General features: G+C 73.0%; 21 protein-coding genes. 14 read left to right on the top strand and 7 right to left on the bottom strand.

The annotated features are described in order from the left end of the window. Positions 1-3: 3 nt before the first annotated feature. From ABIQ69_RS16375 to ABIQ69_RS16360, 4 genes are all read left to right on the top strand, one after another. Positions 4-1503: an FGGY-family carbohydrate kinase gene (locus ABIQ69_RS16375; protein WP_350348185.1), complete on the top strand. Its 1500-nt coding sequence runs from the start codon at positions 4-6 to the stop codon at positions 1501-1503. Continuing rightward, complete coding sequence (locus tag ABIQ69_RS16370) at positions 1500-3497, top strand: SDR family NAD(P)-dependent oxidoreductase (RefSeq protein WP_350348184.1); 1998 nt, start codon at positions 1500-1502, stop codon at positions 3495-3497. The genes ABIQ69_RS16375 and ABIQ69_RS16370 overlap by 4 nt, the downstream gene beginning before the upstream one ends. A 90-nt stretch (positions 3498-3587) precedes the next feature. Beyond that, complete coding sequence (locus tag ABIQ69_RS16365; RefSeq protein ID WP_350348183.1) at positions 3588-5624, top strand: M13-type metalloendopeptidase; 2037 nt, start codon at positions 3588-3590, stop codon at positions 5622-5624. Positions 5625-5716: 92 nt separating this feature from the next. Next, positions 5717-6625, top strand: coding sequence for a serine hydrolase (locus ABIQ69_RS16360; RefSeq protein WP_350348182.1), 909 nt, complete (start codon positions 5717-5719; stop codon positions 6623-6625). Here ABIQ69_RS16360 and ABIQ69_RS16355 read toward each other — a convergent pair. Continuing rightward, positions 6622-8199, bottom strand: a complete 1578-nt coding sequence (locus tag ABIQ69_RS16355; protein WP_350348181.1) for an alpha/beta fold hydrolase — start codon at positions 8197-8199, stop codon at positions 6622-6624. The genes ABIQ69_RS16360 and ABIQ69_RS16355 overlap by 4 nt on opposite strands. A gap of 77 nt (positions 8200-8276) precedes the next feature. Between ABIQ69_RS16355 and ABIQ69_RS16350 the strand changes: the two genes are divergently transcribed. After that, positions 8277-9593 (top strand): alpha-hydroxy-acid oxidizing protein, encoded by a 1317-nt coding sequence (locus ABIQ69_RS16350; protein WP_350348180.1) that lies wholly within the window; start codon positions 8277-8279, stop codon positions 9591-9593. Between the two features lie 6 nt (positions 9594-9599). Here the strand turns inward: ABIQ69_RS16350 and ABIQ69_RS16345 are convergent, their stop codons facing one another. Then, positions 9600-11012 carry an aminopeptidase P family protein gene (locus tag ABIQ69_RS16345; protein ID WP_350348179.1) on the bottom strand — a complete coding sequence of 471 codons (1413 nt, stop codon included), beginning with the start codon at positions 11010-11012 and terminating at the stop codon, positions 9600-9602. Between the two features lie 183 nt (positions 11013-11195). Between ABIQ69_RS16345 and ABIQ69_RS16340 the strand changes: the two genes are divergently transcribed. Then, positions 11196-11588, top strand: a complete 393-nt coding sequence (locus ABIQ69_RS16340) for a hypothetical protein (RefSeq protein ID WP_350348178.1) — start codon at positions 11196-11198, stop codon at positions 11586-11588. 3 nt (positions 11589-11591) lie between these two features. On the opposite strand, the gene ABIQ69_RS16335 is transcribed toward ABIQ69_RS16340, so the two are convergent. Further along, the gene (locus ABIQ69_RS16335) at positions 11592-12152 is read right to left on the bottom strand and encodes an Lrp/AsnC family transcriptional regulator (protein WP_350348177.1); all 561 of its coding nucleotides are present in this window, start codon (positions 12150-12152) and stop codon (positions 11592-11594) included. A 172-nt stretch (positions 12153-12324) separates the two neighbouring features. Between ABIQ69_RS16335 and ABIQ69_RS16330 the strand changes: the two genes are divergently transcribed. Genes ABIQ69_RS16330 through ABIQ69_RS16310 form a run of 5 tightly spaced genes read left to right on the top strand, consistent with a single transcriptional unit; the run spans position 12325 to position 17491 of the window. After that, complete coding sequence (locus ABIQ69_RS16330) at positions 12325-13905, top strand: ABC transporter substrate-binding protein (RefSeq protein WP_350348176.1); 1581 nt, start codon at positions 12325-12327, stop codon at positions 13903-13905. Next, the gene (locus ABIQ69_RS16325; RefSeq protein WP_350348175.1) at positions 13889-14962 is read left to right on the top strand and encodes an ABC transporter permease; all 1074 of its coding nucleotides are present in this window, start codon (positions 13889-13891) and stop codon (positions 14960-14962) included. The genes ABIQ69_RS16330 and ABIQ69_RS16325 overlap by 17 nt, the downstream gene beginning before the upstream one ends. After that, the gene (locus ABIQ69_RS16320; RefSeq protein ID WP_350348174.1) at positions 14959-15855 is read left to right on the top strand and encodes an ABC transporter permease; all 897 of its coding nucleotides are present in this window, start codon (positions 14959-14961) and stop codon (positions 15853-15855) included. The genes ABIQ69_RS16325 and ABIQ69_RS16320 overlap by 4 nt, the downstream gene beginning before the upstream one ends. 5 nt (positions 15856-15860) lie before the next feature. Beyond that, positions 15861-16718 (top strand): ABC transporter ATP-binding protein, encoded by an 858-nt coding sequence (locus ABIQ69_RS16315; RefSeq protein WP_350350044.1) that lies wholly within the window; start codon positions 15861-15863, stop codon positions 16716-16718. Then, complete coding sequence (locus ABIQ69_RS16310) at positions 16715-17491, top strand: ATP-binding cassette domain-containing protein (protein ID WP_350348173.1); 777 nt, start codon at positions 16715-16717, stop codon at positions 17489-17491. Before ABIQ69_RS16315 ends, ABIQ69_RS16310 begins: the two co-directional genes overlap by 4 nt. Before the next feature lie 18 nt (positions 17492-17509). Here the strand turns inward: ABIQ69_RS16310 and ABIQ69_RS16305 are convergent, their stop codons facing one another. Next, positions 17510-17917, bottom strand: a complete 408-nt coding sequence (locus ABIQ69_RS16305; protein WP_350348172.1) for an NUDIX domain-containing protein — start codon at positions 17915-17917, stop codon at positions 17510-17512. 92 nt (positions 17918-18009) lie between these two features. On the opposite strand from ABIQ69_RS16305, the gene ABIQ69_RS16300 reads away from it, so the two are divergent. Then, positions 18010-19395, top strand: coding sequence for a glycine--tRNA ligase (locus ABIQ69_RS16300; protein ID WP_350348171.1), 1386 nt, complete (start codon positions 18010-18012; stop codon positions 19393-19395). A gap of 63 nt (positions 19396-19458) precedes the next feature. Here ABIQ69_RS16300 and ABIQ69_RS16295 read toward each other — a convergent pair whose 3' ends face one another. The 3 genes from ABIQ69_RS16295 to ABIQ69_RS16285 all read right to left on the bottom strand — a co-directional run bounded on the left by ABIQ69_RS16295 (position 19459) and on the right by ABIQ69_RS16285 (position 22335). Next, the gene (locus ABIQ69_RS16295) at positions 19459-20100 is read right to left on the bottom strand and encodes a GNAT family protein (RefSeq protein WP_350348170.1); all 642 of its coding nucleotides are present in this window, start codon (positions 20098-20100) and stop codon (positions 19459-19461) included. 55 nt (positions 20101-20155) lie between these two features. After that, positions 20156-21529 carry a glutamyl-tRNA reductase gene (locus ABIQ69_RS16290; RefSeq protein WP_350348169.1) on the bottom strand — a complete coding sequence of 458 codons (1374 nt, stop codon included), beginning with the start codon at positions 21527-21529 and terminating at the stop codon, positions 20156-20158. An 89-nt stretch (positions 21530-21618) separates the two neighbouring features. Continuing rightward, positions 21619-22335: a hypothetical protein gene (locus tag ABIQ69_RS16285; protein ID WP_350348168.1), complete on the bottom strand. Its 717-nt coding sequence runs from the start codon at positions 22333-22335 to the stop codon at positions 21619-21621. Positions 22336-22555: 220 nt separating this feature from the next. Here ABIQ69_RS16285 and hemE point away from each other — a divergent pair, with 220 nt between their 5' ends. Together hemE and hemG are read left to right on the top strand one after the other, a co-directional pair. Beyond that, complete coding sequence (gene hemE / locus ABIQ69_RS16280) at positions 22556-23722, top strand: uroporphyrinogen decarboxylase (protein WP_350348167.1); 1167 nt, start codon at positions 22556-22558, stop codon at positions 23720-23722. Next, a complete protein-coding gene (hemG, locus tag ABIQ69_RS16275; protein ID WP_350348166.1) occupies positions 23719-25236 on the top strand; it encodes a protoporphyrinogen oxidase in 1518 nt (505 codons plus the stop codon). Before hemE ends, hemG begins: the two co-directional genes overlap by 4 nt. The last annotated feature ends 33 nt before the right edge of the window (positions 25237-25269 follow it).

The raw sequence follows: 25269 nt of genomic DNA, 5'->3' as shown, positions 1-25269 counted from the left end.
CACGTGACGAAGAAGCACTGCGTCGTCGGCATCGACGTCGGCCTCACGGCCGCGAAGGCCGCGGCCTTCGACGAGGACGGGAACGAGCTGCGCACGTACTCGGCGCCGAATCCACGCGTCGCCGTGGCGAGCGATCGCCAGGAGATCGACATGGACGGCCTGTGGGGCGTCGTCGCGGACGTGCTCTCGCTGCTCACCGCCTGGCTCGACGCCGAGGGTTGGGAGGTGCGAGCGGTCGGCGCCACCGGGCACGGCAACGGACTCTACCTCGTCGATGAGGCGCTGCGCCCCGTCCGGCCCGCGTTCGCCTCGACCGACACGCGAGCCGAGTCGATCGTGGCGGGGCTCGACCCTGCCGAGGTGGAGCGGGTGCGCGAGGTCACGGGTTCGGTGCCCTGGGCGGGCCAGCCAGGGCTGCTGCTGCGGTGGATGCACGAACACGAGCCGGCGGTGCTCGCGACCTCGAGCTGGGCGCTGACCTGCAAGGACTGGATCGCGGCGTGCCTCACGGGTGTCGCGAGCGCGGACTATTCGGATGCCTCGGCCTGCGGGCTCGTGGCCCTCGCCTCGCGCGAGTACGAGGGCGCGGCGTTCGACCTGCTCGGGCTGCCGCGCGAGCTCATGCGGTTGTTGCCGCCGCTCGCGGAGTCCGACGCGGTCGTGGGGCAGGTCACGCCCGATGCGGCGGCGCGGACGGGGCTGCCCGTCGGGACACCGGTCGTCGCCGGCTGCATGGACTGCGTCGCGAGCCCCATCGGCGCCGGCGCGGTCGGTCCGGGCGACGTCACGATCATCGTCGGGACCTGGGCCATCAACTCGGTCGTCGTTCCCGCCGACCAGGCCCCGCCCCGCGTCACGCTGAACGCACTGCTGCCCGAGCCCGGGCTCATGCTCGCCCAGGAGGTCGCACCGACGTCGGCCGCGAGCATCGAGTGGTACTCGTCGCTCATGTCGACCCTCGCGGTCGACCAGGTCACGCCGCAGCAGCTGCTCGCCGCGGCCGCCGACGTGCCGGCGGGTGCCGACGGCCTGCTCTTCCTGCCGTTCGTGCACGGCGCGCCCGAGCACCTCGGCGCATCGGGCTGCCTGCTCGGCGCACGCGGCAGCCACGGGTACCGCGAGGTCGCCCGGGCCGTGGCCGAGGGCATCACGCAGTACCACCGCGTGCAGCTCGCGAAGGTCCGCGCGAGCGGTGCGACGGTCTCGGAGGAGCCCTGGACCCTCGCCGGCGGGGGCGCGAAGAACCCGCTCTGGGCGCAGATGTTCGCCGACGTGGTGGGTCACCCGGTGCGCCGACAGCTCGGCACCGAGCTGGGCGCGAGAGGCGTGGCCTCGCTCGCCGCGCGCGGCGCCGGTCTCGACACCGCGTGCTGGCGCGTCGACCCCGACCCCGAGCTCGTCGTCCGACCCGGCGCGGAGCGCGAGATCTACCGCGCGCAGGGCGACCGCTTCGATCGCGTGCTCGGCGCGATGGGCGCGGTCTGGACGGAGGCGGCCCGATGAACGAGGCGACGACGACGCGACCTTCTCCTGCAGCGCCTGGCGCGGCCGCGGAGCATCCGCTCGGTCCCGACGTCGAGGCGGCGCTCGCCGAGATCACGCGCGCGTCGCGCGCGCTGGGCGGCGACCCGGCGCTCGTGCTGCACGGCGGCGGCAACACCTCCATCAAGGCGACGGGCACGGATGTCACCGGCGAGCCCGTCGAGCTCGTGCTCGTGAAGGGCAGCGGATGGAACCTCGGCTCGATCGAGCCCGCGGGGTTCGCGCCGCTCCGGCGCCGCCGCCTGCTCGACCTGCTGCGCCTCGAGCGCCTCGACGACGAGCGGATGGTGAACGAGCTGCGTCAGGCGTCGGTGGACGCTGCCGCGCCGACGGCGTCGATCGAGGCGCTGCTGCACGCACACCTGCCTGCGCGGGTCGCGCTGCACTCCCACGCCGACGCGATCGTCGCGCTCACGCACGCCGCCGGCCATGACGGCCGGGTCGCCGAGGTGCTCGGCGACGGGGTGCTCGTGCTGCCGTACGTCATGCCCGGGTTCGAGCTCGCGAAGCTCGTCGCCGGGGCCGACCTCACGGGCATCGACGCGATCGTGCTGAGCGGCCACGGTCTGTTCACCTTCGCCGACGGTGCGGATGCCGCGCTCGCGCGGCACCTGGAGCTCGTGGCGCGGGCGTCGGACGCGCTCGGGATCACGGCCTGGGGCGAGCCGGGCGAGGTCGCGCCGAGGCGCGGTGACCCGCTCGAGGTGGCCCGGCTCCGCGCCGCGATCAGCGCGGCGGCCGAGCGCCCCATGTTCCTGGTGCAGTCGGACTCGTCGCGTGCGCTCGCCTTCGCGGGGCGCCCGGGCCTCGCCGAGCTCACCTCGCGCGGCACGGCGACCCCGGAGCACGTCATCCACACCAAGCGTGCGCCGCTCGTGGGTCGGGATGTCACGCGCTACGCGGCCGAGTATCGGGCCTACGTGGAGCGCAACCGGGCGAGAGCCCGCGGGCCGTTCACCGAGCTCGACCCGGCGCCGCGCGTGGTGCTCGATCCCGAGCTGGGTCTGCTCACGGCGGGCGCGACGCTCGGCGCGGCCCGCGCCGCGGCCGACGTCGCCTCCCACACCATGGACGTCATCGACGCGGCCGATCGGCACGGCGGGTACCGCTCGTTCGACGAGGGTGAGAGCTTCGACATCGAGTACTGGTCGCTCGAGCAGGCCAAACTCGCTGCGGCGAAGCGCCGGCCGCTCGACGGCGAGGTGGCCGTCGTCACCGGCGCCGCCTCCGGCATCGGGCGAGCCGTCGCGGCGGCGCTGCTCGCGCAGGGGGCCGCCGTCGTCGGCATCGATCTCAACCCGGCGGTCGAGACGGCGTTCGCGGGCACGAGTGCGGGTGCGGGCTGGCGCGGGGTCGTCGGCGACGTGAGCGACGCCGAGGTGCTCGACGCCGCGTTCTCGCTCGCGGCGCGCGACTTCGGGGGCGTCGACGTGCTCGTCGTCGCCGCCGGCATCTTCCCCGAGAGCCAGGCGATCGCCGACCTCGACGACGCCGTGTGGGAGCGCGCCATGCGCGTGAACGCGACGGCGGTCGTGCGGGCGCTCCGCGCGGGGCATCCGTACCTGTCGCTCGCTCCACGCGGTGGACGCGTCGTGCTCGTCTCGACCAAGAACGTGGCCGCGCCCGGTCCGGGCGCTGCCGCCTACTCGGCCAGCAAGACCGCGGCGGCCCAGCTCGCGCGCGTCGCCGCGCTCGAGTGGGCCGGCGACGGCATCCGCGTGAACCAGGTCGACCCCGACGCCGTGTTCGACACCGCGATCTGGACCCCCGAGCTGCTCGCCGAGCGCGCCGCGCGCTACAGGCTCACGGTCGAGGAGTACCGCACGCGCAACCTGCTCGGCGTCGAGGTGACCAGCGCGCTCGTGGCGGACGCCGTGCTCGCGTTCTGCACCGGCCTGCCGGCCACGACGGGCGCCCACCTCTCGGTCGACGGCGGCAACGACCGCGTCATCTGATGGGTCGCGCCGGGAGCAGAAATCTGAGGGTTCGCTCCATGCCTCGGGGAAGCCGAACCCTGGGCCGCCGGAAACCCTAGGCTGGAGCGCATGACCGACGCCCCCCTCGCCTCCGGCATCGCGCTCGACGAGCTCGACCCCGCGGTCCGGCCGCAGGACGACCTGTTCCGACACGTCAACGGCCGTTGGATGGAGCGGACCGAGATCCCCGCCGACAAGGCGCGGTACGGCTCGTTCATCCTGCTGCACGAGGAGGCCGAGCAGGCCGTGCGCGAGATCATCGAGGAGGCGCAGGGCGCCGAGCCGGGCACGGAGGCGCGCAAGGTCGGCGACCTCTACGCCAGCTTCATGGACGAGGCGCGTGCCGAGGAGCTCGGCGCGACGCCCATCGCACCCCAGCTCGAGGACGCCGCCGCCGTGAGCTCGGTGCCCGAACTGCTCGCCGCCGTGGGCCGGCTCGAGCGCCAGGGCGTCTCGGGCTTCGCGCAGCTCTTCGTCGACAACGACCCGGGCGACCCCGAGCGGTATCTCGTGTTCGTCGAGCAGGGCGGCATCGGCCTGCCCGACGAGAGCTACTTCCGGGAGGAGCGCTTCGCCGCCATCCGCGACGCCTACCTCGCGCACCTCGAGCGGATGTTCCGGCTCGCCGGCCTCGACGAACCCGCCGAGCGGGCCGCCCGCGTGTTCGAGCTCGAGACCCGCATCGCAGCGACCCACTGGACCAACGTGGAGTCGCGCGACAGCGAGAAGACGTACAACCTCACGCCGTGGGCCGACGTGGTCGCCGCGGCATCCGGCGCGTCGGCCGACGGTCCCGACCTCGCGATCTGGCGCGACGCGATGGGTGTGCCGGCGGCCGCCTTCGACGAGCTCGTGGTGCGCCAGCCCTCGTTCGTGTCCGGCCTCGGCGAGCTGCTCGTCGAGAGCCGGCTGCCCGCCTGGCGCGACTGGCTCGCCTGGCAGGTGATCCGCTCGAGCGCCGCGTACCTGTCGAGCGACCTGGTCGAGGCGAACTTCGACTTCTACGGGCGCACGCTCACCGGCACCCCGCAGATGCGGGAGCGCTGGAAGCGCGGCGTCTCGCTCGTCGAGGGCTCGATGGGCGAGGCGGTCGGCCGCATCTACGTCGAGCGCCACTTCCCGCCCACCGCGAAGGCGGCCATGGACGACCTCGTCGCGAACCTCGTCGAGGCCTACCGCCGCTCGATCACCGACCTCGACTGGATGGGTGAGGAGACCAAGCGCCGCGCCCTCGACAAGCTCGCGAAGTTCACCCCGAAGATCGGCTACCCGGTGAAGTGGCGCGACTACTCCTCGCTCGCCGTCGACGCGGGCGACCTCATCGGCAACGTGCGCGCGACGGCGGAGTTCGAGTTCGCCCGCGAGCTCGGCAAGATCGGCAAGCCCATCGACCGCGACGAGTGGTTCATGACGCCGCAGACGATCAACGCGTACTACAACCCCGGCTTCAACGAGATCGTCTTCCCGGCCGCCATCCTGCAGTTCCCGTTCTTCGACGAGAGCCGCGAGGCCGCGGCGAACTACGGCGCGATCGGCGCCGTCATCGGCCACGAGATCGGCCACGGCTTCGACGACCAGGGGTCGAAGTACGACGGCGACGGCCGGCTCACCGACTGGTGGACCGCCGACGACCGGGCCGCGTTCGAGGAGCGCACCAAGGCGCTGATCGACCAGTACGACGCGCTCGTGCCGCTGCAGCTGGCCGGCCGCGCCGGCGAGGCATCCGATGGCGGATCGAGTGAGACGGATGCCCCGGCCGAGGCGCCGCACGTGAACGGCGCGCTCACCATCGGCGAGAACATCGGCGACCTGGGCGGTCTCGCGATCGCGTGGAAGGCGTATCTCATCTCCCTCGACGGCCAGGAGCCGCCCGTCGTCGACGGGCTCTCCGGCGCGGAGCGCTTCTTCCTCTCGTGGGCGCAGGCCTGGCAGCTGAAGGCGCGCGATGAGGAGGTCGTCCGGCTGCTGGCCATCGACCCGCACTCGCCGAGCGAGTTCCGCTGCAACCAGATCGTCCGCAACATCGACGAGTTCTACACTGGCTTCGGAGTGACCGCAGACGACGCGCTCTGGCTCGACCCGACCGAGCGGGTGACGATCTGGTAGCCGCGACCCGTCCGTTGTCCACTCCACCGATCTCGAGCGCGCCGCAGCCCGCGGTGGGGGAGCGCCGACCGACAGAGAAGGAACTCGCCACCGTGGTGACGTCGTCGCAGGGCTCCGAGCGTCGCTCGCGCCATGCGGTCGTCCGGCGAGGCAAGCACCTCACCGACGGACCCTACGAGGACTTCAGCCGCGGCTTCGCCGCCCTCGGCGAGCTCGCGCTCGCGGGTGTGCAGGTCTCGGCGCGGGCGACCGATCTCGCGACCGGCCGCGTGCTGTTCTCGGTCGACGACCACGTCGTCATGCCGACGGCGTCGATCGGCAAGGTGCTGCTCCTCGTCGAGGTCGCCTCCCGCCTCACCGGGGCGAGTCCCGAGGCGTTCACCGTGCTCGACCGCGCCCCTCGCGACGCGGTCGGCGACTCCGGCATCTGGCAGCACCTGCAGTCGCCGAGCCTGCCGATCGCCGACCTCGCGGCGCTCATCGGCGCGACGAGCGACAACCTCGCGACGAACGTGCTGATCCGCTACATCGGCCTCGAGGCGGTGCGCGCCCGCACGGAGGCGCTCGGACTGACCCGCACCGCCCTGCTCGACCTGGTGCGCGACCACCGCGGGCCCGACGACGCCCCGCAGCTGTCGATCGGGTCGGCGAAGGAGCTCACGTGGCTGTTCGCGGCCCTCGCCCGCGGCGAGGTCGTGAGCCCCGAGGTCTCGCAGCGGGTCGTCGGCTGGCTGTCGCTGAACTCCGACCTCTCGATGGTCGCGTCGGCGTTCGGGCTCGACCCGCTGGCGCACCGCATGCCCGACCACAACGTGCTGCTCATGAACAAGACGGGCACCGACGGCGGCGTCCGCAGCGAGGTCGGCGTGCTCCGCGGGCCGCGCGCGAGCGTCGCCTACGCGGTGTCGACGTACTTCGCCGACACGCAGCTGTCGAGCCGGCTCTCGGTGCTCGAGGGCATGCGCCAGGTCGGGCTCGACCTATTGGAGTACGTGCACTAAGCGTCGGCGCTGCCGGCGTATGCCTCCGCGCTGCCGGCCGGCGCGTCGGCGTGCGCCAGGTACTCGAGTCCTTCGAGCACCGCCGACTCGGTCTCGGGTGCGCGCAGGATCGTGAAGTGCCCGTCGACGGGCAGGAGCACGTTGGTGGCGCCGTCGAGCGCGCTGCCCTCGGGCACGTGCGGGTCGTACCCGCCGAAGATCGACACGATGCGCCCGTTCACGTCGCCCGCACCGCCGAGCATGACGATCGTCTCGTCGTCGGGGAGGAAGGCGCGCGCGGCGGGGTCGAGCAGGAGGCGGGCGCGGCGGGATCCGCCGAACGGGGTCGCGACCGCGACGACGCCGAGCACGCCGAGCGGGCCGGGCTCGCCGGGCGCGGTCTGCCCGGCTTCGTGCACGAGCAGGTGCTTGCCGATGAGGCCGCCCTTGCTGTGGCCGACGATGACGCGGCCCGCCTGCGGCACGGGAAGGCGTGCGAGCGCGCGGACCAGCCGGTCGCCGGTGTCGACGATGGGCAGCCGGTTCACGCCGAGGCCGTGGACGGTTCGCACGCGGTACCCGGCGCGGTTCAGCCGCTCGGCGAGCGGGCGGAGGAACGACCAGTGCTCGTACACGCCGGGCAGCAGCACGATGTCGGGCAGCGCGTCGTCGCCCTTGAGCCAGTGCGCCGGTGGCCGGCGGGCACCGAGCGCGGCGAGCTGGCGGAGGCCCGCGTACGCGTAATCGGCGATCCACGCGCGGGCCTTGCGGGTGAGCGGCACGGGCGTGGCGGCATCCGTGGGCGGCGGCCCGGCCGACTGCGAGACGGATGCCGCGGCCACCGGCTCGCCCACCGGCAGCCCCGTCGCATGCCTGGCGATGAGCCGGGCGACCTCGGGCCCGGCCGTGACCATGGTCTCGTGCCCGCGCCCCGGCACCTCGACGTAGGCAGCGTGCGGCGCGAGCGCCGTCATCTCGCGGCCCCAGTCGCGGGGCACGACGCGGTCGCGCTCCGCCCGGACGACGAGGGTGCGTGCCTGGATGCGGGGCAGCACGTCCTCCATGCGGTGGGCGATCATCGGTCGCAGGTTGCGGACGTACCAGCCCATGCCGCCCTCGAGGTACGAGTGCAGGCCGATCGCGAAGACCTTGGGGCTGCCGATCGCGATGTCCTGCAGGAAACGCAGGCTCTGCCGGGTGATCGTGCGCTCACGCGGGTTCACCGTCGCGCCGATGAGGACGATCGGTCCGACGAGGTCCGGTCGCTGCGCGGCCGCCTCGGCCACGACCTGGGCGCCCGTGGAGTGGCCGACGAGCACCGGCCGGTCGAGCCCCTCCGCCTCGATCAACTCGGCGAGCAGGGATCCCGACTCGGGCATCGACAGGGGCGCCGCGGGGTCGGGTGAATCGCCGAATCCGGGCAGGTCGAGGGCGAGCACCCGGCCGGTCGGCTCGAGCGCGTCGGCGAGCGCCGCCCAGTACTCGTGCGCCATCCCGAGCCCGTGCACGAGCACGTACGTCGGGCCCGTGCGGGCACCCGACTCGGTGATCACGACGACCTCGTCGTCTCGGTGGAAGCGCCTGGTCACGGCCATGCCCGGCAGTCTAGGCGGCGTTAGAGTGGGGCCGGTGCGGCGCCCCGCAGGCGGCTCCGCCGGACGAGGAGGTCCACATGGCGCGACTCGATACCTCGCGCGGGTTCGCCCGCGCCGTGCAGTCGGCGATCTACCGGGCGGGCATCTCCGGCCGACGCCCTGCCGTGCCCACGTCGCCGGCCGCACTCGAGCAGGCCGCGCGCCGGGCGCTCGGCGCCGAGGCGTTCGCCTACCTGGCGGGCGGCGCCGGCGGCGAGCACACCATGGCCGCGAACCTCGACGCCTTCGCGCGCTGGCAGGTGGTCCCGCGCGTCCTCCGCGATGTCGCCGAGCGCGATCTGTCGATCGAGCTCCTGGGCCGCCGCCGTGCGACGCCGTTGCTGTTGTCCGCCCTCGGCGTGATGGAGCTCGCCCATGCCGACGCCGACGTCGCCGTCGGCCGGGCGGCCGCGGCACTCGGCGTGCCGTACGTGCTGTCCAACCAGGCTTCCCGGCCGATGGAGGAGGTCGCCGACGCCATGGGCGACGCCGCCAGGTGGTTCCAGCTCTACTGGAGCTCCTCCGACGAGCTGAACGCGTCGTTCCTCCGGCGGGCCGAGGCGTGCGGCTGCGAGGCCGTCGTCATCACCCTCGACACGCACCTGCTCGGCTGGCGGACCCGTGACCTCGACCTCGGCTTCCTGCCGTTCACGCGCGGGCAGGGCATCGCGCAGTACAGCTCCGACCCCGTCTTCGCGGAGCTCGTCCGCGCGCGCGTCGCGTCGGGTGCCGTCGGCGATCCGGATGCCCCTCCCGTGAAGGTCACCCTGCAGGCGGTCCGGGCCGCCCTCGACATCGCGCGCGCCGGCCGGCGTGCCGGGCTCGTCGACGGCGGGCTCACCGCCGCCATGCGGTCGGCGCTGCCGCGCGCCGCCGTCGAGACCTTCCTCGACGTGTTCGCCGACCCGACCCTGACGTGGGAGCGCGTCGCCCGCGTGCGCGATCTCACCGACCTGCCCGTCGTGCTCAAGGGCGTCGTGCACCCGGATGACGCCGACCGGGCCGTCGAGGCGGGCATGGACGGCATTGTCGTCTCCAACCACGGCGGACGCCAGGTCGACCGCTCCGTGCCGACGCTCGCCGTGCTGCCCGAGATCGTGGAGCGCGTCGCCGGCCGGGTGCCGGTGATCCTCGACTCGGGCGTCCGCAGCGGTGCCGACGCGGTCATCGCCCTCGCCCTCGGCGCCACCGCGGTCGGGCTCGGTCGCCCCTACGCGTACGGGCTCGCCGTGGCCGGGGCGACCGGGGTCAGCGAGGTGCTGCGCAACGTCATCGCCGAGCTCGACGTGACGCTCGCGCTCGCCGGATGCACGTCCGTCGCGGAGCTCGGACCGGAGGTGCTGCGCGCGGCCTGAGCGGGGTCAGCCCCGCATCCACGCCTCGATGCCCGCGGCGTCGGACGGCAGCGCCGCCGACAGCACCTCGTTGCCCGACGGCGTGACCAGCACGTCGTCTTCGATGCGGACGCCGATGCCGCGCAGCTCGGGCGGCACGGTCAGGTCGTTCGCCTGGAAGTAGAGCCCGGGCTCGACGGTCAGCACCGCACCCGGGCGGAGCGGGTCGTCGAGGTAGCGCTCGTCGCCGATCCGGGCGCAGTCGTGCACGTCGAGTCCGAGGTGATGGCCCGTGCCGCTCGGGAGGTACCGGCGGTGCTGCTGGCCGGTCGGCGACATCGCCTCGTCGACCGAGACGCGCAGGATGCCGAGCTCGTGCAGGCCGGTCGCGATCCACTCGTAGGCGGTGCTGCGCATGTCGCGGAAGGTCTTGCCCGGCCGTACCTGGGCGAGCGCCTCGCGGTGGGCGCGCTCGACGAGGGCGTGGACCTCGCGCTGCGCCGGCGTGTAGGTGCCGTCCGCGGGCAGGGTGCGCGTGACATCCGCGGTGTAGAGCGTGCGCGCCTCGACGCCAGCGTCGATGAGCACGACCTCGCCCGCGCGGACCGGGCCGTCGCAGCGGGTCCAGTGCAGGGTGGGCGCGTGCGCGCCGCTGCCCACGATGGTGGAGTAGCCGACCCCGTTGCCGAAGGTGCGCGCATGCCGTTCGAAGGTCGCCTGCAGCCAGCGCTCGCCGCCGAAGTCCATCGCGGCGGGCAGCTCGGCGACAACCGCGCGGAACCCGCCGACGGTGGCGTCCACCGCGTCGCGGAGCTGGGCGATCTCCCAGTCGTCCTTGACGAGCTTCGCGGCCGACAGGGCGATCGCGAGCTCGGCCGGGCGGACGAAGCGGTCGCCGATCGCGGGTTCGTCGGCGCCGGCGAGCCAGGCGTCCGCGGGCAGCGCGTCGAGTGCGCCGGGGAGCTCGTCGATCGACCGAACGGGCAGGTCGAGCGCGGCCGACCATTCGGCGAGGCCCGCGGCTGGGCCGATCCACAGCTCGCCGCGAAGCGGGTCGGCCGAGAACCCTGGTGTGCCGGGTCCGATCGGCTCGGGCAGGTAGAGGACCGCGTCATGCGCGCCCGCCGCGGGCCGCATGATGAGCACGGCGGCCTCGGCGAGGCACGAGGTCAGCCAGACGAAGTCGCTGTCGGGCCGGAAGTCGAACTCGGTGTCGTTCGCGCGGACCTTGGCGCGTCCCGAGGCGATCACCAGGGTCCGGCCCGGGAGCTCCGCCCCGAGGTCGGCGCGATGGCGCGCGGCCGCCGCGGCGGCCCCTGGCGCCACCGTTGCCGTGCGATCCACCGGCCCCCAGTCGGAGGCGAGGGCGCGACGGAACTCGTCGGTGTCCGGAAGCGGCTGGGTGCGGGGATCGCGGAAGGTGAACGGCGCTGGACGCATGGCACCCAGTTACGCAGGCGACGTCGGAGAACGTCAAGCCGGCTCCCGGCTCTTCAGCAGAACATCCAGCAGGGATGCCCCATGCGACGCGGTTCGTCCTGAATCGGTGCTGATCACGCCGCCCGATCCGGACGGAACGCCGCGCGATTGACATCGCTTTCCGGGCCTTCCCACAATGTGCTCATGACCGGATCGGACTCATCCCAGCCCCACGACGGCCCCGAATTCGACCTCGATCGGCGGGTGTTCGACATGGTCTCCTCGACGGCCAGCCGGGTCGATCCCGACGCCCCGACCCGGTTCGTGTACCACGAGTCCGAGGGCGTGCTCTGGGGCGAGTACGTCGGCGACACCGTCGTCGTCGGACGGTTCTGCGGCGTGCGCCGCGACGCCACGATCGACATCTCGTTCGTGCATCTCGGGCACGGGGACGCCGGCACGACGACCGGCACCGCGACCTCGGAGATCTCACGCGCCGAGGACGGCGCGCTGGTGCTCACGGAGGAGTTCCGCGCGCCCGACGGATCGCTGCACACGAGCGTGTGCCGTGAGGTCGTCGGCGCCGCGCCGGCCTGACCGTCAGCGGCGACGCCGATCGGGCACGCGCTGCGCGCGCTCGTCGCTCGTGCGCACGAATCGCGTCATTCCGAACCGCTCGCCCGAGTCCTCGACCGATGAGGCCGCAGACCGGGTCATCCGCAGCGACACGTCGGAGCGTTCCTCGTCCATGAGGAAGACGGTGGTCGTCGCCTTGATCGACGGCCACTGCGCCAGCCGGGTCGCCACCAGCTCGTGGATGGCCGCGACGTCGTGGGCGCGGACGAGGAGCATGGCGTCGTGCTCGCCGGTGGTGACCGCGAAGTACTCGAGCTCCGGCACCGAGCCCAGCCGCGCGCGGAAGTCCGCCCACTGGCTCTGGCGCAGCGTGATGAACACCATGGCGGCGACGCCGAGCCCGACGGCCGTGGGGTCGATGTCGGCGTGGACACCGCGGATGACGCCGTCGCGGAGCAGCGCCTCGTACCGTGCGTAGGCGTTCGATCGCGAGATGCCGAGTCGCTCCGCGAGCGCGGCGACGGAGGTTCGCCCGTCCTCGCGCAGGAGCTCCAGCATGCGAACGTGCGTGTCATCGAGTTGCATCTCGGGACTCCATCTGTCCAGTCACAACGGCGGGAGGGGCGATCAAAAGGGAGAATATGCCACTCTTCGGCGAATCGCGAGACATTTGTTCTTCGTTACCGCATCGTTGATTGACGATCTATCGGTCGAACAGTACTTTCGCACCCATCCCTCCAAGCAGAAGGAGCTCCTCTTGTCACCTTCGTTCCGCCGTCGCGGCCGCCTGGTCGCTGCCGCCGGTCTGACCGTCGCCGCGGCGCTCGGGGTCAGCGCCTGCTCGTCCGCCGCGCCGACCGAATCCGGTTCCGGCTCCTCGCTCGTGGTCGACGCCTCGTTCGACCTGAAGACCGCCGACCCCAACCGCGAGTACGAGACCACGGGCTCGATCGTCGCCAAGGCGCTCTACGAGACGCTGCTCACCTTCGACGGCGACGACGTCACCACGCCGGTCGACGGGCTCGCGAGCTACGAGATGAACGCCGACAACACCGTCCTCACCCTCACGATGAAGGAGGGCCGCACGTTCTCCGACGGCTCGGAGGTGACCGTCGACGACGCCGTGTTCTCACTGCAGCGGGTGCAGGGCCTGAAGGGCAACCCGTCGTTCCTCCTCGACGGCGTGACGATCGAGAAGACGTCCGACACGACGCTGACGCTCACCTCGGCGACGCCGAACCCCGCGCTGCCGTTCATCCTGCCGAACCCCGCCCTCGGCGTCGTCAACCAGGACGTCGTCGAGGAGAACGGCGGCAGCACCACCCCGGACGACGCCGCCGAGTCGTTCCTCAACACGGAGTCGGCCGGTTCGGGCCCGTACGTGCTGGAGTCCTTCGACGCCGCCTCCCAGGTCGTGTTCACGGCGAACCCCGAGTACTCGGGCGACAAGCCGGCATACGAGCGCATCGTGCTGCGCAACGTGCAGGGCCCCACGCAGAAGCTCAACGTCGAGGCCGGCGATTCGCAGGTCGCGCTCGACCTGAACCCCGACCAGGTCGCCGAGCTCGACACCTCCAAGGTGTCGATCATCGCCAACCCGTCGCGGTACATGATCTTCCTGCTGCTCAACCAGGACCCGTCGGTCAGCACGGTCACGAGCGACCCCGCGTTCCTCGAGGCCGTCAAGCTCGGCATCGACTACGACAAGATCGTCGAGCTCGCGGGCGAGGGCTCGGTGCGCCCCGGCGGATTCATCCCCTCGATCTTCAACGGCGCGCTCGATGCCGCAGACGGCAACCAGTACGACCCCGACGCCGCGGCCGCCGCGCTCGCCGAGTCGGGGTACGCGGGCGAAGAGGTCACCCTCAACTTCCCGAACGACATCACGGTGCAGGGCCTGTCGCTCCAGAGCGTCGCCGAGTCGATCCAGGCGCAGCTGAAGGAGGTCGGCATCACGATCACGCTGGCTCCCGCTCCGGTCGCGACCGAGCTCGACGCCTACCGCGACGGCAAGGAGACCATCGGGCTCTGGTACTGGGGCCCCGACTTCCCCGACCCCTCGAACTACCTCGCGTTCACCCCGGGTGAGCTCGTCGGCCTCCGTGCGGGCTGGGCTGCCGGCGCCGACCCGACCGTCACCGACCTCGCGGCGGCCGCCGTGGCCGCGACCGACCCCGCGGCCCGAGCGACCGCGTACGAGGAGCTGCAGAAGGCGCAGAACGCCAGCGGGCCGTTCATCCCGCTGCTGCAGCCGGCGCAGAACGTGGTCACCGCGCCGTCGATCACGACCGTGCCGCTGAACCCCACGTGGACCGTCGACCTTGCCGGAATCGAGTAAGACGGCCCCGGCCGAGCGTGGCGCGCGAGCGGGTCTGCACCCGCTCGCGCGCTATCTCGGCGTGCGCCTCGGCCTGACCGTCCTGCTGCTCTTCGGCGTGACGCTCGTCACGTTCACCCTGACCAACCTCGTGCCGGCCGATCCGGTGCAGGCCGCGCTCGGCGAGCAGGCCGCCGCCGACCCCGAGATCGTGGCGCAGTTCCGGGCAGACGCCGGCCTCGACCAGCCGCTGCCCGTGCAGTACGTCACCTACCTCGGAAACCTGCTCCAGGGCGAGCTCGGCACCTCGCAGCAGACGCGCCAGCCCGTCGCGGACGATCTCGGCAAGGCGTTCCCGGCGACGGCCGAGCTCGCCATCGCTGCCATCCTCATCTCCATCGTGATCGGCGTCGGCCTCGGGCTCTGGGCCGCGCTCCGCCGCCGGACCGTGACCGACCAGGCGATCCGGGTCGTCAGCCTCATCGGCATCTCGGTACCGTCGTTCTGGCTGGCGCTCGTGGTCTACTTCGTCTTCTTCTCGCAGCTGCACTGGTTCCCCGGGTCGGGCCGGCTGTCACCCGCCGCCATCCCGCCGCCCAAGGTCACCGGCATGTACACGGTGGATGCCGCGCTCGCCGGTCAATGGGCCACGTTCGGCGACGCCGTCGCCCATCTCGCGCTGCCGGCGGCGGTGCTGGCGCTCTACACGATCGGCCTGCTCACGAGGTTCGCGCGGTCGGCCATCCTCGAGGTGCTCGACCTCGACTACGTCCGCGCCGCGCGTGCCAAGGGACTGCCGGGTCGGGTCGTCGTCTCCCGGTACGTGCTGCGGGGCGCGCTCGTGCCGATCCTCACGGTGCTGGGCGTCGCCTTCGGCTCGCTGCTGTCGGGCACCGTGCTCGTCGAGAAGGTCTACTCCTGGCACGGCCTCGGCGAATACGCCTACTCCGCCGCCACGAAGCTCGACCTGCCGGCGATCATGGGCGTCGGGCTCATCGTGGGCTGCGTGTACATCGGGCTGAACTTCGTCATCGACGTCCTCTACGGCGTCATCGACCCGAGGGTGAGGGTGGCATGAGCGGCGGCACCGTGAGCGACGTCCTCGTCGCCCAGACGCGCTGGAAGGGGCGCTTCCGCGTGGCGAAGCAGCTGCGCACGCCGCTCGCGATCACCGGCGCGGTCATCGTCGCCCTCTGGATCGTGATCGCCGTGACGGCGGTCTGGATCCGCCCGTACGACCCGCTCGCGCAGGACTTCCCGCGCCTGCAGCCGCCGAGCGCCGAACACTGGTTCGGCACCGACCAGGTGGGCCGGGACGTGCTCTCGCGCGTCATCACCGGCGCCCAGGTGTCGCTTCCGCTCGCGCTGCTGCTCGTGCTGTTCGCGATGCTGATCGGCTCGGTGCTCGGCGCGATCGCCGGCTACTTCGGCAAGGCGATCGACGAGACGATCATGCGCATCGCCGACCTGGTCTTCGCGTTCCCCACGATCATCCTGGCGATGGTGATCGCCGCCGCGCTCGGGCCGAGCCTCGCGAACGCCGTGATCGCGATGCTCATCGTCTCGTGGCCCGCGTACTCCCGCGTCACGCGGTCGCTCGTGCTCGGCGCGCGGACGTCAGAGTACGTCATCGCCGGCCGGCTCCTCGGCAACGGCCCGTTCACCTCGCTCCGGAAGGACATCCTCCCGAACGTGGTCTCACCGGTCGTCGTGCTCGCCACGCTCGATGTCGGCACGGCGATCCTGCTGCTCTCCGGGCTCAGCTTCCTCGGCCTCGGTGCCGTGCCGCCGACGCCGGACTGGGGAGCGATGGTGGCCGAAGGGGTGCAGAACTTCTCGTCGTGGTGGATCGCGGTCTTCCCGGGCCTCGCGATCCTCAGCGTCGTGCTCGCGTTCAACTTCCTCGGCGATGCGCTGCGCGACGCGCTCGACCCGAGATCCCAGGAAGCCGTACAGGGGAGGGCGCTGTGAGCCTCATGACATCCGGCGACGACCGCGTGGTCGCCGAGGCGGCGACCGGCGGCGTGGTCGTCACCGGCCTCACCCTGAGTTTCGGCCGCGGCGAGAACCGGAAGCAGATCCTGCGCGGTGTCGATCTCACCGTGCCCGCCGGCCGCATCACGGGCCTCGCAGGCGAGTCGGGATCGGGCAAGACGATGACCGGCCTCGCGATCTGCGGTCTGCTGCCCGCGGGCGCCGACGTCGGCGGCAGCATCCGCTTCGAGGGCACCGAACTCGTGGGCATGCCGCAGCGCGGCATGAACCGGCTGCGCGGTGCGAAGATCGCCATGATCTTCCAAGACCCGACCGCGAGCCTGCACCCGATGCTCACCATCGAGGGCCAGCTCATCGACCACTACCGCCACCACACCGGGGCGGGCCGGCGGGCCGCCAGGGCTCGGGCGCTCGAGGTCCTCGAGCTGGTGGCCGTGCCGCAGCCCGAGACGGCGCTCCGGAAGTACCCGCACCAGTTCTCCGGCGGGCAGCTGCAGCGCATCGCCATCGCCTCGGCGTTGATGTGCGAACCGGCGGTGCTCATCGCCGACGAGCCGACGACCGCGCTCGACGTGACGGTCCAGGCCGGCATCCTCCGGCTCCTCCGCCGGCTGTGCGACGAGCTCGGCATCGCCGTCATCCTCGTCACCCACGACCTCGGGGTCATGTCGGCGCTCGCCGACACGATCGCGGTCATGCGCGACGGCGAGGTCGTCGAGCACGGCGACCGGCATCAGGTCATCACGGCCCCGAGGCATCCGTATACGACGGCGCTGATCGACGCCCTGCCGGAATCGGCGGCGCGGCCGGAGGCGCCCCGAAGCGAGGTCACCCCATGACGCTGCTGCAGCTCGACGACGTCCACGTGACCTACAAGCTCCCCGGCCGGGGGACGCTCCGCGCGGTCGACGGCGTGAGCTTCGACCTCGCGCCCAGGCAGGTGCTCGGCCTGGTCGGCGAGTCGGGCTGCGGCAAGTCGACGCTCGCCCGCGCCGTCTGCGGCCTCGAGTCGCTCTCGGGCGGCGAGATCACGTTCCAGGGTCGACGGATCGGCCCGCTCGGGCTGAAGCGTCGCGACCCGGCGCTCCTGCGCATCCAGATGGTCTTCCAGAACCCGTACGCCTCGCTGAACCCGCGACGCACCATCGGCAGCCAGATCGAGGACGGCCTCCGGGCGAATCCGACGCGCGACGCGTGGAGCGTGCCGGATCTGCTCGAGCACGTCGAGCTCGACCCCGCGAGCCGGACGCGCTATCCGCACCAGTTCTCCGGCGGCCAGCGGCAGCGTGTCGCGATCGCCCGGGCCATCGCCGCCGGCCCCGAACTGCTCATCGGCGACGAGCCGATCGCCTCGCTGGATGCCTCGCTGCAGGCGCGGATCGCGATCCTCATGCGCAACCTCGCCCTCGAGACCGGCGCCGGGCTGTTGTTCATCAGCCACGACCTCTCGGTCGTGCGCGTCATCGCGGACGACGTCGCGGTGATGAGCGCGGGCCGCATCGTCGAGCGCGGACCGGTGGACGAGGTGTGGACCGACCCGAAGGAGCCGTACACGCAGCGCCTGCTCGCCGCCATCCCGGCCGTCGACGGCATGGGCGTGCTGCCCGGCTGATCGCGCGGGCCGGCCCCGTCAGTCGATGAGGCCGGATGCCGCGAGCCGGGTGAGCACCGCACGGCCGGCGGGCGGGCAGCGGTCGGCGTCGGCGGTCGTGACCCAGTGCACGGCGCCGACCTCAGCCGACGCCTCGGGCGAGGCATCCGTCTCGGCGCGGAAGACGCGCATCCGCACCTGGCGGCCGTCGGGTTCGCCGTGCGCCTGCGTGCGCACCTCGAAGAGCTCGTCGAGCGACGCCGGATCCAGGCGCAACGCGACCTCCTCGAACGCCTCGCGCGCGGCCGCCTCCGCCGCCGTCTCGCCCGGATCGATCTTGCCGCCCGGCATGTAGTACACCTCGCGCTCACGCGCCGTCACCATGAGGACGCGACGGTCGCGGATGAGGGCGATGGCGGAGACGAGGAGGTCGGGCAGCTGAGGCATCCGTCTCAGGGTACGCGGCGTCCCGCCCGTAGGATGGAGGCACCGCACCCACCTCCGGGCCTCGCCCGACCAGCTCGACCATTGGAGCCACCGTGGCCGCACCCAGCCGTCTCGATTCCGTCATCACGCTCGCCCAGCACCGCGGGTTCGTCTTCCAGGCGGGTGAGATCTACGGCGGCTCGAAGTCGGCCTGGGACTACGGGCCCCTCGGCGTGGAGCTGAAGGAGAACATCAAGCGCCAGTGGTGGCGCTACATGGTGCAGAGCCGCGACGACATCGTCGGCCTCGACTCCAGCGTCATCCTGCCGAAGCAGGTGTGGGAGGCCTCGGGCCACGTCGAGGTGTTCTCCGACCCGCTCGTCGAGTGCCTGCACTGCCACAAGCGGTACCGCGAAGACCACCTCGTCGAGGAGTTCGAGGAGAAGAAGGGCCGGGCGCCCGAGGGCGGCCTGGCCGAGATCGTCTGCCCCAACTGCGGCACGCGCGGGCAGTGGACCGAGCCGCGCGCCTTCTCCGGCCTGCTGAAGACCTACCTCGGCGTCGTCGACGACGAGTCGGGCCTGCACTACCTCCGCCCCGAGACGGCCCAGGGCATCTTCGTGAACTTCGCCAACGTGCTGCAGGCGGCGCGCATGAAGCCGCCGTTCGGCATCGGCCAGATCGGCAAGAGCTTCCGCAACGAGATCACGCCGGGCAACTTCATCTTCCGCACCCGCGAGTTCGAGCAGATGGAGATGGAGTACTTCGTCGAGCCCGGCACCGACGAGGAGTGGTTCGACTACTGGGTGCAGCACTGCTGGGACTGGTTCGTCGACCTCGGCATCGACCCCGAGCACATCCGCCTCTACGAGCACCCCAAGGAGAAGCTCTCCCACTACTCCAAGCGGACCATCGACATCGAGTACCGCTTCGGCTTCGCCGGCAGCGGTTGGGGCGAGCTCATGGGCGTCGCGAACCGCACCGACTTCGACCTCAGCACCCATTCCGAGCACTCCGGCAAAGACCTGTCGTACTTCGACCAGGCGAAGAACGAGCGCTGGGTGCCCTACGTCATCGAGCCGGCGTTCGGTCTCACCCGGGCCCTCATGGCCTTCCTCGTCGACGCGTACCACGTCGAGGAGGTGCCGAACGCGAAGGGCGGCACCGACAGCCGCACGGTGCTGAAGCTCGATCCGCGCCTCGCGCCCGTGAAGGCGGCCGTGCTGCCGCTCAGCCGCAACGAGAAGCTGTCGCCGCTCGCGCGTGAGCTCGCGGCGAAGCTCCGCCGGAACTGGAACGTCGACTTCGACGACGCCGGGGCGATCGGCCGCCGCTACCGCCGCCAAGACGAGATCGGCACGCCGTTCTGCATCACCGTCGACTTCGACTCGCTCGAGGACGATGCGGTGACGGTGCGCGACCGCGACACCATGCAGCAGGAGCGCGTGCCGCTCGCCGAGCTCGAGGGGCACCTGGCCGCGCGGCTCGTCGGGGCGTAGGCGCGGGCGACCGGGTCGGCGCGGCGCGAGTCGGCACGGCCGGGGTCGGCTCCATCGGCGGGGTCAGCCCCGCTCGGCCCACTCCCGGGCGAGGATGCCGTAGATCGCGGTGTCCTCCCAGGCGCCGTCGTGGAACTCCTCTTCGAGGATGGTCGCCTCACGACGCATCCCGAGCCGTTCGCAGAGCCGAGCCGAGGCCGTGTTGCGCGCGTCGAGGATCGCCTGCACCCGGTGCGGACGCAACCGCTCGAATGCGAACGCGAGCGCCGCGCCCGCCGCCTCGGCGGCGAGACCGCGGCCCTGGAACGCCGGGTGCAGCACCCAGCCGATCTCGAGCTGAGCATGCTCGGCGTTGGAGACCCGCAGCATCACGTCGCCGACGACGCGGTTCCGCCCGGCCGCCTGGTCGGCCGCCACGGATGGCTCGCCCACGAGCTCCATCGCGAGGATGACCCCGTCGCCCGCCGCCACGAGTCGCCGCATGCCAGCCCTCGTGCGGGTGTGCTCGTACGCCTCCTCCTCAGACCGCTCGGGCCACGGGATGTAGCGGAGCACCTCGGGCAGTCGCTGGTACTCCCAGACATCGGGCGCATCGGAGGTCTCGAGGGGGCGCAGCCGCAGGCGCTCGGTCGTGAGCGGGTCGGCGGCCAATCCGGACGCGTCGAACGGAAGGCGCAGGGCGGGCGGGTCGGCTGAGGGGGTCATCGGGAGTCAGTGTACGAGCGCCCGCCGACGGATGGGGGCGCGCCCGCCGGCCCGTTCAGAACGAGGGCGCGTCGCCCCCGGCGGCCGCCTCGCGCGGCGTCTCCGCACGGGGAGCGGCGATGCTCGACGCAGGGTCGGCCTGGACGCCGAACAGCGCCTCGACGGCGTCGATGAACTCGCGCTGGCGGCCGGCACGTGCGTGCTCGCGCGAGCGGACCATCGGCGTGTGCAGGAGCACGCCGGCCATGTGGCGCAGCGCGGCCTCGATGCGTCCGTCGTCGTCGCCGCGGGCCCGGGACCGGGCGATCTCGGCGTCGAGCACGTCGAAGACGTGGCGACGCAGCGCCACGACGGTGGGGGCGAGGTCGAGCTCCTCGCCGACCTGGCCGAAGTCGCGGGCCGCGGCGCGCACGATGTCGCGTGCGGCGTCGGTCGAGCCGAACTCCTCCATGGGCGCGTGGAACTTGATGGTCTCGAGGTCGAGCAGCTCGACGCCGGCGAGGCCCGCGACATCGGGGTCGACGTTGCGCGGCAGGCCGAGGTCGATCACGAGCCGACGACGCTCGGGCTCGGGCACGATGCCGCCGTCGAGCGTGCGCACCGGCGCGGTCTCGCCGGCGAGCCGCTCGGCGCCGGCCTCGAGGAGGGCGCGGTCGATCACGTGGTGCTCGGCGAGCGTGCAGGTGACGATGACGTCGGCCGCCGCGGCGGCACGCGCGAAGTCGTCGCGAGCGACGGCCGGCAGGTCGTGGGATGCCGCGAACCTGGCGCCGCGGCCGGAGGGGGAGTACACGGCGAGGTCGACGGCGCCGCGCTCGCGGAGCGCGGCCAGCGACGCGCCCGCGTAGCGGCCGGTGCCGACGAGGAGGATCTTCGTCGCCGACCAGTCGGTGATGCGGCTCTCGGCGAGGTCGAGCGCGAGGCGGACGAGCGAGCGGCCCTCGGCGCCGAGGCCGGTGCGGTTCTTCACCTGCCGCGACGTCTGCGCCGCGCGCTGGAAGAGCCGTTCGAGTTCTGGCGTCGTGGTGCCCTCGGCGCGCGCCCGTTCCAGCGACCGCCGCACCTGGCCGGCGATCTCGCCTTCGCCCACGACGACCGACTCGAGGCCGGAGGCGACGGCGAACAGGTGCGCGGCCACGGCGTTGCCGTGTGCGAAGCCGAAGCTCGCGCGGAGCTCGTCGGGCTCGAGGCCCGAGACGTCGCCGACGGAGCGGATCGCGCCGTGCACGGCGTCGACGGGGGAGTCGCCCTCGGGGGCGTCGAGGTCGAGGTACGCCTCGAACCGGTTGCAGGTGGCGACCACGACGGCGCCCTGCACCGACTCGTGGCCGGCGATCAGCCGTCGCCCCGCGTCATCCGCGGTCGCCGAAAGCCGCTCGAGCATGTCGAACCCGGCGTTCTTGTGACTCGCGGTGAGGCAGATGAGCACCAGCCGATTCTACCCGCGGTCGAAGGGTGCTCCGATCAGGGAGGACACCGAGGGCGCGGACGCCCGCGGACCGCCGCGTCGCGTGCTCGTCAGCGCCCGGCGCCGACGAGCTGGGCGCTCGTGATCACGGGGATCGGGGCGGTGAGCGGGGGCAGCTCGAGCCCCTCCGCCGCGAGGGCGGCGCGGTGCTCGGCCTTCCACGTCCGCACGGTGGCGTAGAAGTCGGCGTCGCCGAGCGCGAAGGCGCCTGGGCGCTCGGCGCCGAGGAGCACCGGCACCTCGACGCTGGCGCCGTCGCGACGGATGCGCAGGACCACGACGGGCACCGTCGACGCGCCCGCCACGAGCCGGTCGCTGCGGATGGAGCGCACTTCGCTCCAGCGCACGCCGAGGACCCGCCGCGGCCGGCGGCCACCGGTCCAGAACGACAGGCCGGCGCGGTCGGCGAGCACCGAGAACCGGGAGGGCACGCGGGCCGTGACGCCGAGTTCGGCGAGCGCGGCCGTGAGCGCACCGTGACGGATGCCGCAGGCCACGGCGCCGTGGGGCGAGGCCTGCTCGAGCGCCGCGCGGCGGTTCCGGCAGGCCGCGACGGTTGCGAGGCGGCGGAGGGCTGCGATGGCGACGGCCAGCGCGCAGAGCGCGAGGAACGCGAGGCCGGCCGCCGTGCCGGGAACCGGCGGGAGCAGCGCGACCAGGCGGTCGACCTTCGGCGGCATGGCCGCGAGGACGCCGACGACGAGGGCCGCGGCGCAGGCCACGACGAGGATGAGCGCGGCGCGCTGCCGCGATGAGGTGAGGGGCACGTCGGTCTCCGTGGGGGTCGGAGGCGCGCCGACGGTGGCGCGTCGTCGTGTGGGGGCACGACCTTGCCGATGGTAGCGCGACCACGCGCCGTTTGTAAGGGGTCCTCGCATTCCGCCGCGAGCGCTGGTCCGGGTGCCGCTTCGTGCATTCCGCCGCGAGCCTGCGGGGCACCGGCCCGCGCCCAGCCCTGCCCCAGCCGCGGGCTGCGACAATGTGCGGGTGATCCTTCCCCCGCAGCATCCGCTCAGCGCCGGCCTGACCACCGACTCCCGTCTCGTCCGGGCGTACCGCGGGGAACGGGCCGACACGACGCCCGTGTGGTTCATGCGGCAGGCGGGCCGCTCGTTGCCCGAGTACCGCGACCTGCGCGTCGGCACCCGCATGCTCGACGCATGCCTCGACCCGGCCATGGCCGCCGAGATCACGCTCCAGCCCGTGCGCCGCCACGGGGTCGACGCGGGCATCTTCTTCAGCGACATCGTCGTGCCGTTGAAGCTCGTGGGCGTCGACGTCGAGATCCAGCCCGGTCGCGGCCCGGTGTTCGGACGCCGGTACGACGACGCCGCGGCGATCGCCGAGCTCACCGCCATCGATCCCGCCGGGCTCGACGCCGCGGCCGCGCCGATCACCGAGGCCGTGCAGCGCACCGTCGCGGAGCTCAACGAGACGGCGCCGGCCGGCCGCGAGACGGGGTCGACTCCGCTCATCGGGTTCGCCGGCGCACCGTTCACCCTCGCCGCCTACCTCGCCGAGGGCGGGCCGTCGAAGGATCACCTCGCCGCGCGAACGCTGATGCACGCCGACCCGGGGGCGTGGGCGGCGCTCATGCATTGGACGGCGGAGCTCACCGGCCGGTTCCTCCGCACCCAGGTGCTCGCGGGCGCCTCAGCGGCGCAGCTGTTCGACTCGTGGGCCGGCGCCCTCTCGCTCGACGACTACGAGCGGCACGTCGCGCCCGCCTCGGCACGGGCGCTGAGCTTCGTCCACGATCTCGCGTACGGCACGGGCGTCGCCGCCGGCGAGCCCGATGCCGCCGGTTCGGATGCCGCGACGCAGACGGTGCCCGTCGTCCACTTCGGCGTCGGCACGGGCGAGCTCCTCGGCGCGATGCGCGGCGTCGGTGCCGATGCAGTGGGCGTCGACTACCGCATCCCGCTCGACGTCGCCGCGGCCCGGGTCGGCGCGGGCGTGCCGCTGCAGGGCAACCTCGACCCCGCGCTGCTCGCCGCACCCTGGGCGGTGCTCGAGGCCGCCGTGCGCGATGTGCTCCGCCGCGGACAGGCCGCCCCGGCCCACGTCTTCAACCTCGGTCACGGCGTGCCGCCCGAGACCGACCCGACGGTGCTCACGCGCGTCGTCGAGCTGGTGCACGAGGCGGGCGCATGAGCGAGCCGGCACCGACCGCCGATACCGCCCGTACCGAGCGCGCGGCCGACGTCGTCGTCGTCGGCGGCGGCGTCGCGGGACTCGTGGCGGCGCTCGAGTGCGCCCGCATCGGACTCTCGGTCGTCGTGCTCGAGCGGTCCGGGCAGGTCGGCGGCTGCGTCGGGCGGATCGAGCTCGCGGGACTCCGGCTCGACTCGGGTGCCGAGTCGTTCGCGACGAGGGGCGGCGCCGTCGCCGAGCTCATCGAGCAGCTCGGCCTCGCCGCCCAGGTGGAGCGCCCGAACCCGGCCGGCGCCTGGCTCGTGTGGGGCGAGCAGGAGGCCTCCGCGCTGCGGGCCGCGCCGCTGCCGAAGACCGGCGTCCTCGGCATCCCGGCCAACCCGCTCGGCGACGACGTGCGGGCGATCATCGGCTGGAAGGGCGCCGCCCGCGCCTACCTCGACCGGCTGCGGCCGATCCTCCGCATCGGCCGTGCGGTCAGCCTCGGCGAGCTCGTGCGCTCGCGCATGGGGTCGGCGGTGCTCGACCGGCTCGTCACACCGATCTCCTCCGGCGTCTACTCGGCCGACCCCATGGACCTCGACGTCGACGTCGTCGCCCCCGGCCTCAACGAGGCGATGACCCGGGCGGGCTCGCTGTCGGGCGGCGTGGGCGAGCTCGTCGAGTCGCGCCGCGCGGGCGGCGCCGTGCTCGGCCTGCGCGGCGGCATGCACACCCTCGTCGACGCCCTCGTCGCCGAGCTGGCGCGATTCGGTGCGACCGTCGTGACGTCGGCCCCGGTCACCGGGCTCGTCCGGTCTGGTGGGGCGGCGGCGACGGAATCGGTCGACGGCGCGTCGCCGGGCTGGCGCGCGACCGCGGAGACCGAGGGGGGCGAGCTCGTCGTCGACGCCCGGTTCGCCATCGTCGCGGCGCCCGCTGCGGCGTCGCGGCCGCTGCTGGCCACCGCCGTCGACGGCTGGGCGGATGTCTCGTCCTGGCCCGATGCGGCCTCGGTCGAGCTCGTCACCCTCGTGCTCGACGCTCCCGCGCTCGCGGCCGCGCCGCGCGGCACCGGCGTGCTCGTGGCCGCCGGCACGCCGGGCGTCGCCGCCAAGGCGCTCACGCACTCGAGCGCGAAGTGGTCGTGGGTCGCCGAGCTCGCCGCACCGCATCAGGTGGTCCGCCTGTCGTACGGCCGCGCAGGCGGTCCGAACCCGCTCGACGGCCGGACCGATGCGGAGGTCGCCGACCTCGCGCTCGCGGACGCCGCCGCACTCACCGGCATCCCGCTCGACCGCTCGATGCTGGTCGCCGCGGGCCGCACCGCCTGGCGCGACGCCCTCTCGCACGCCGCGCTCGGCCAGCGCGACCGCGTGCGGTTCGTCGAACAGGCGATCGCCGCGGTGCCCGGGCTGGAGGTCACGGGGTCGTGGCTGGCCGGCACGGGCCTCGCCTCGGTGGTGCCGCACGCGCGTGCCGCCGCCGCGCGGATCAGGCACCTCGCCGTCGCCGGCGACGCCGGCGACGCATAGCCGGAACGGCATATTCCTCGCGCAACCCCCTTG

The organism is Agromyces sp. G08B096, assembly GCF_040267705.1.
Classification (GTDB): domain Bacteria; phylum Actinomycetota; class Actinomycetes; order Actinomycetales; family Microbacteriaceae; genus Agromyces.
Note: the sequence above shows the minus strand (reverse complement) of the source record. Positions and strands in the feature narration are given on the sequence as shown.

Coding starts and splice junctions, on each gene's coding strand:
- ABIQ69_RS16370 (WP_350348184.1), top strand. CDS start 1,500: ATGAACGAGGCGACGACGACGCGACCTTCTCCTGCAGCGCCTGGCGCG.
- ABIQ69_RS16365 (WP_350348183.1), top strand. CDS start 3,588: ATGACCGACGCCCCCCTCGCCTCCGGCATCGCGCTCGACGAGCTCGAC.
- ABIQ69_RS16355 (WP_350348181.1), bottom strand. CDS start 8,199: ATGGCCGTGACCAGGCGCTTCCACCGAGACGACGAGGTCGTCGTGATC.
- ABIQ69_RS16350 (WP_350348180.1), top strand. CDS start 8,277: ATGGCGCGACTCGATACCTCGCGCGGGTTCGCCCGCGCCGTGCAGTCG.
- ABIQ69_RS16345 (WP_350348179.1), bottom strand. CDS start 11,012: ATGCGTCCAGCGCCGTTCACCTTCCGCGATCCCCGCACCCAGCCGCTT.
- ABIQ69_RS16340 (WP_350348178.1), top strand. CDS start 11,196: ATGACCGGATCGGACTCATCCCAGCCCCACGACGGCCCCGAATTCGAC.
- ABIQ69_RS16335 (WP_350348177.1), bottom strand. CDS start 12,152: ATGCAACTCGATGACACGCACGTTCGCATGCTGGAGCTCCTGCGCGAG.
- ABIQ69_RS16320 (WP_350348174.1), top strand. CDS start 14,959: ATGAGCGGCGGCACCGTGAGCGACGTCCTCGTCGCCCAGACGCGCTGG.
- ABIQ69_RS16315 (WP_350350044.1), top strand. CDS start 15,861: ATGACATCCGGCGACGACCGCGTGGTCGCCGAGGCGGCGACCGGCGGC.
- ABIQ69_RS16310 (WP_350348173.1), top strand. CDS start 16,715: ATGACGCTGCTGCAGCTCGACGACGTCCACGTGACCTACAAGCTCCCC.
- ABIQ69_RS16305 (WP_350348172.1), bottom strand. CDS start 17,917: ATGCCTCAGCTGCCCGACCTCCTCGTCTCCGCCATCGCCCTCATCCGC.
- ABIQ69_RS16295 (WP_350348170.1), bottom strand. CDS start 20,100: ATGACCCCCTCAGCCGACCCGCCCGCCCTGCGCCTTCCGTTCGACGCG.
- hemG (WP_350348166.1), top strand. CDS start 23,719: ATGAGCGAGCCGGCACCGACCGCCGATACCGCCCGTACCGAGCGCGCG.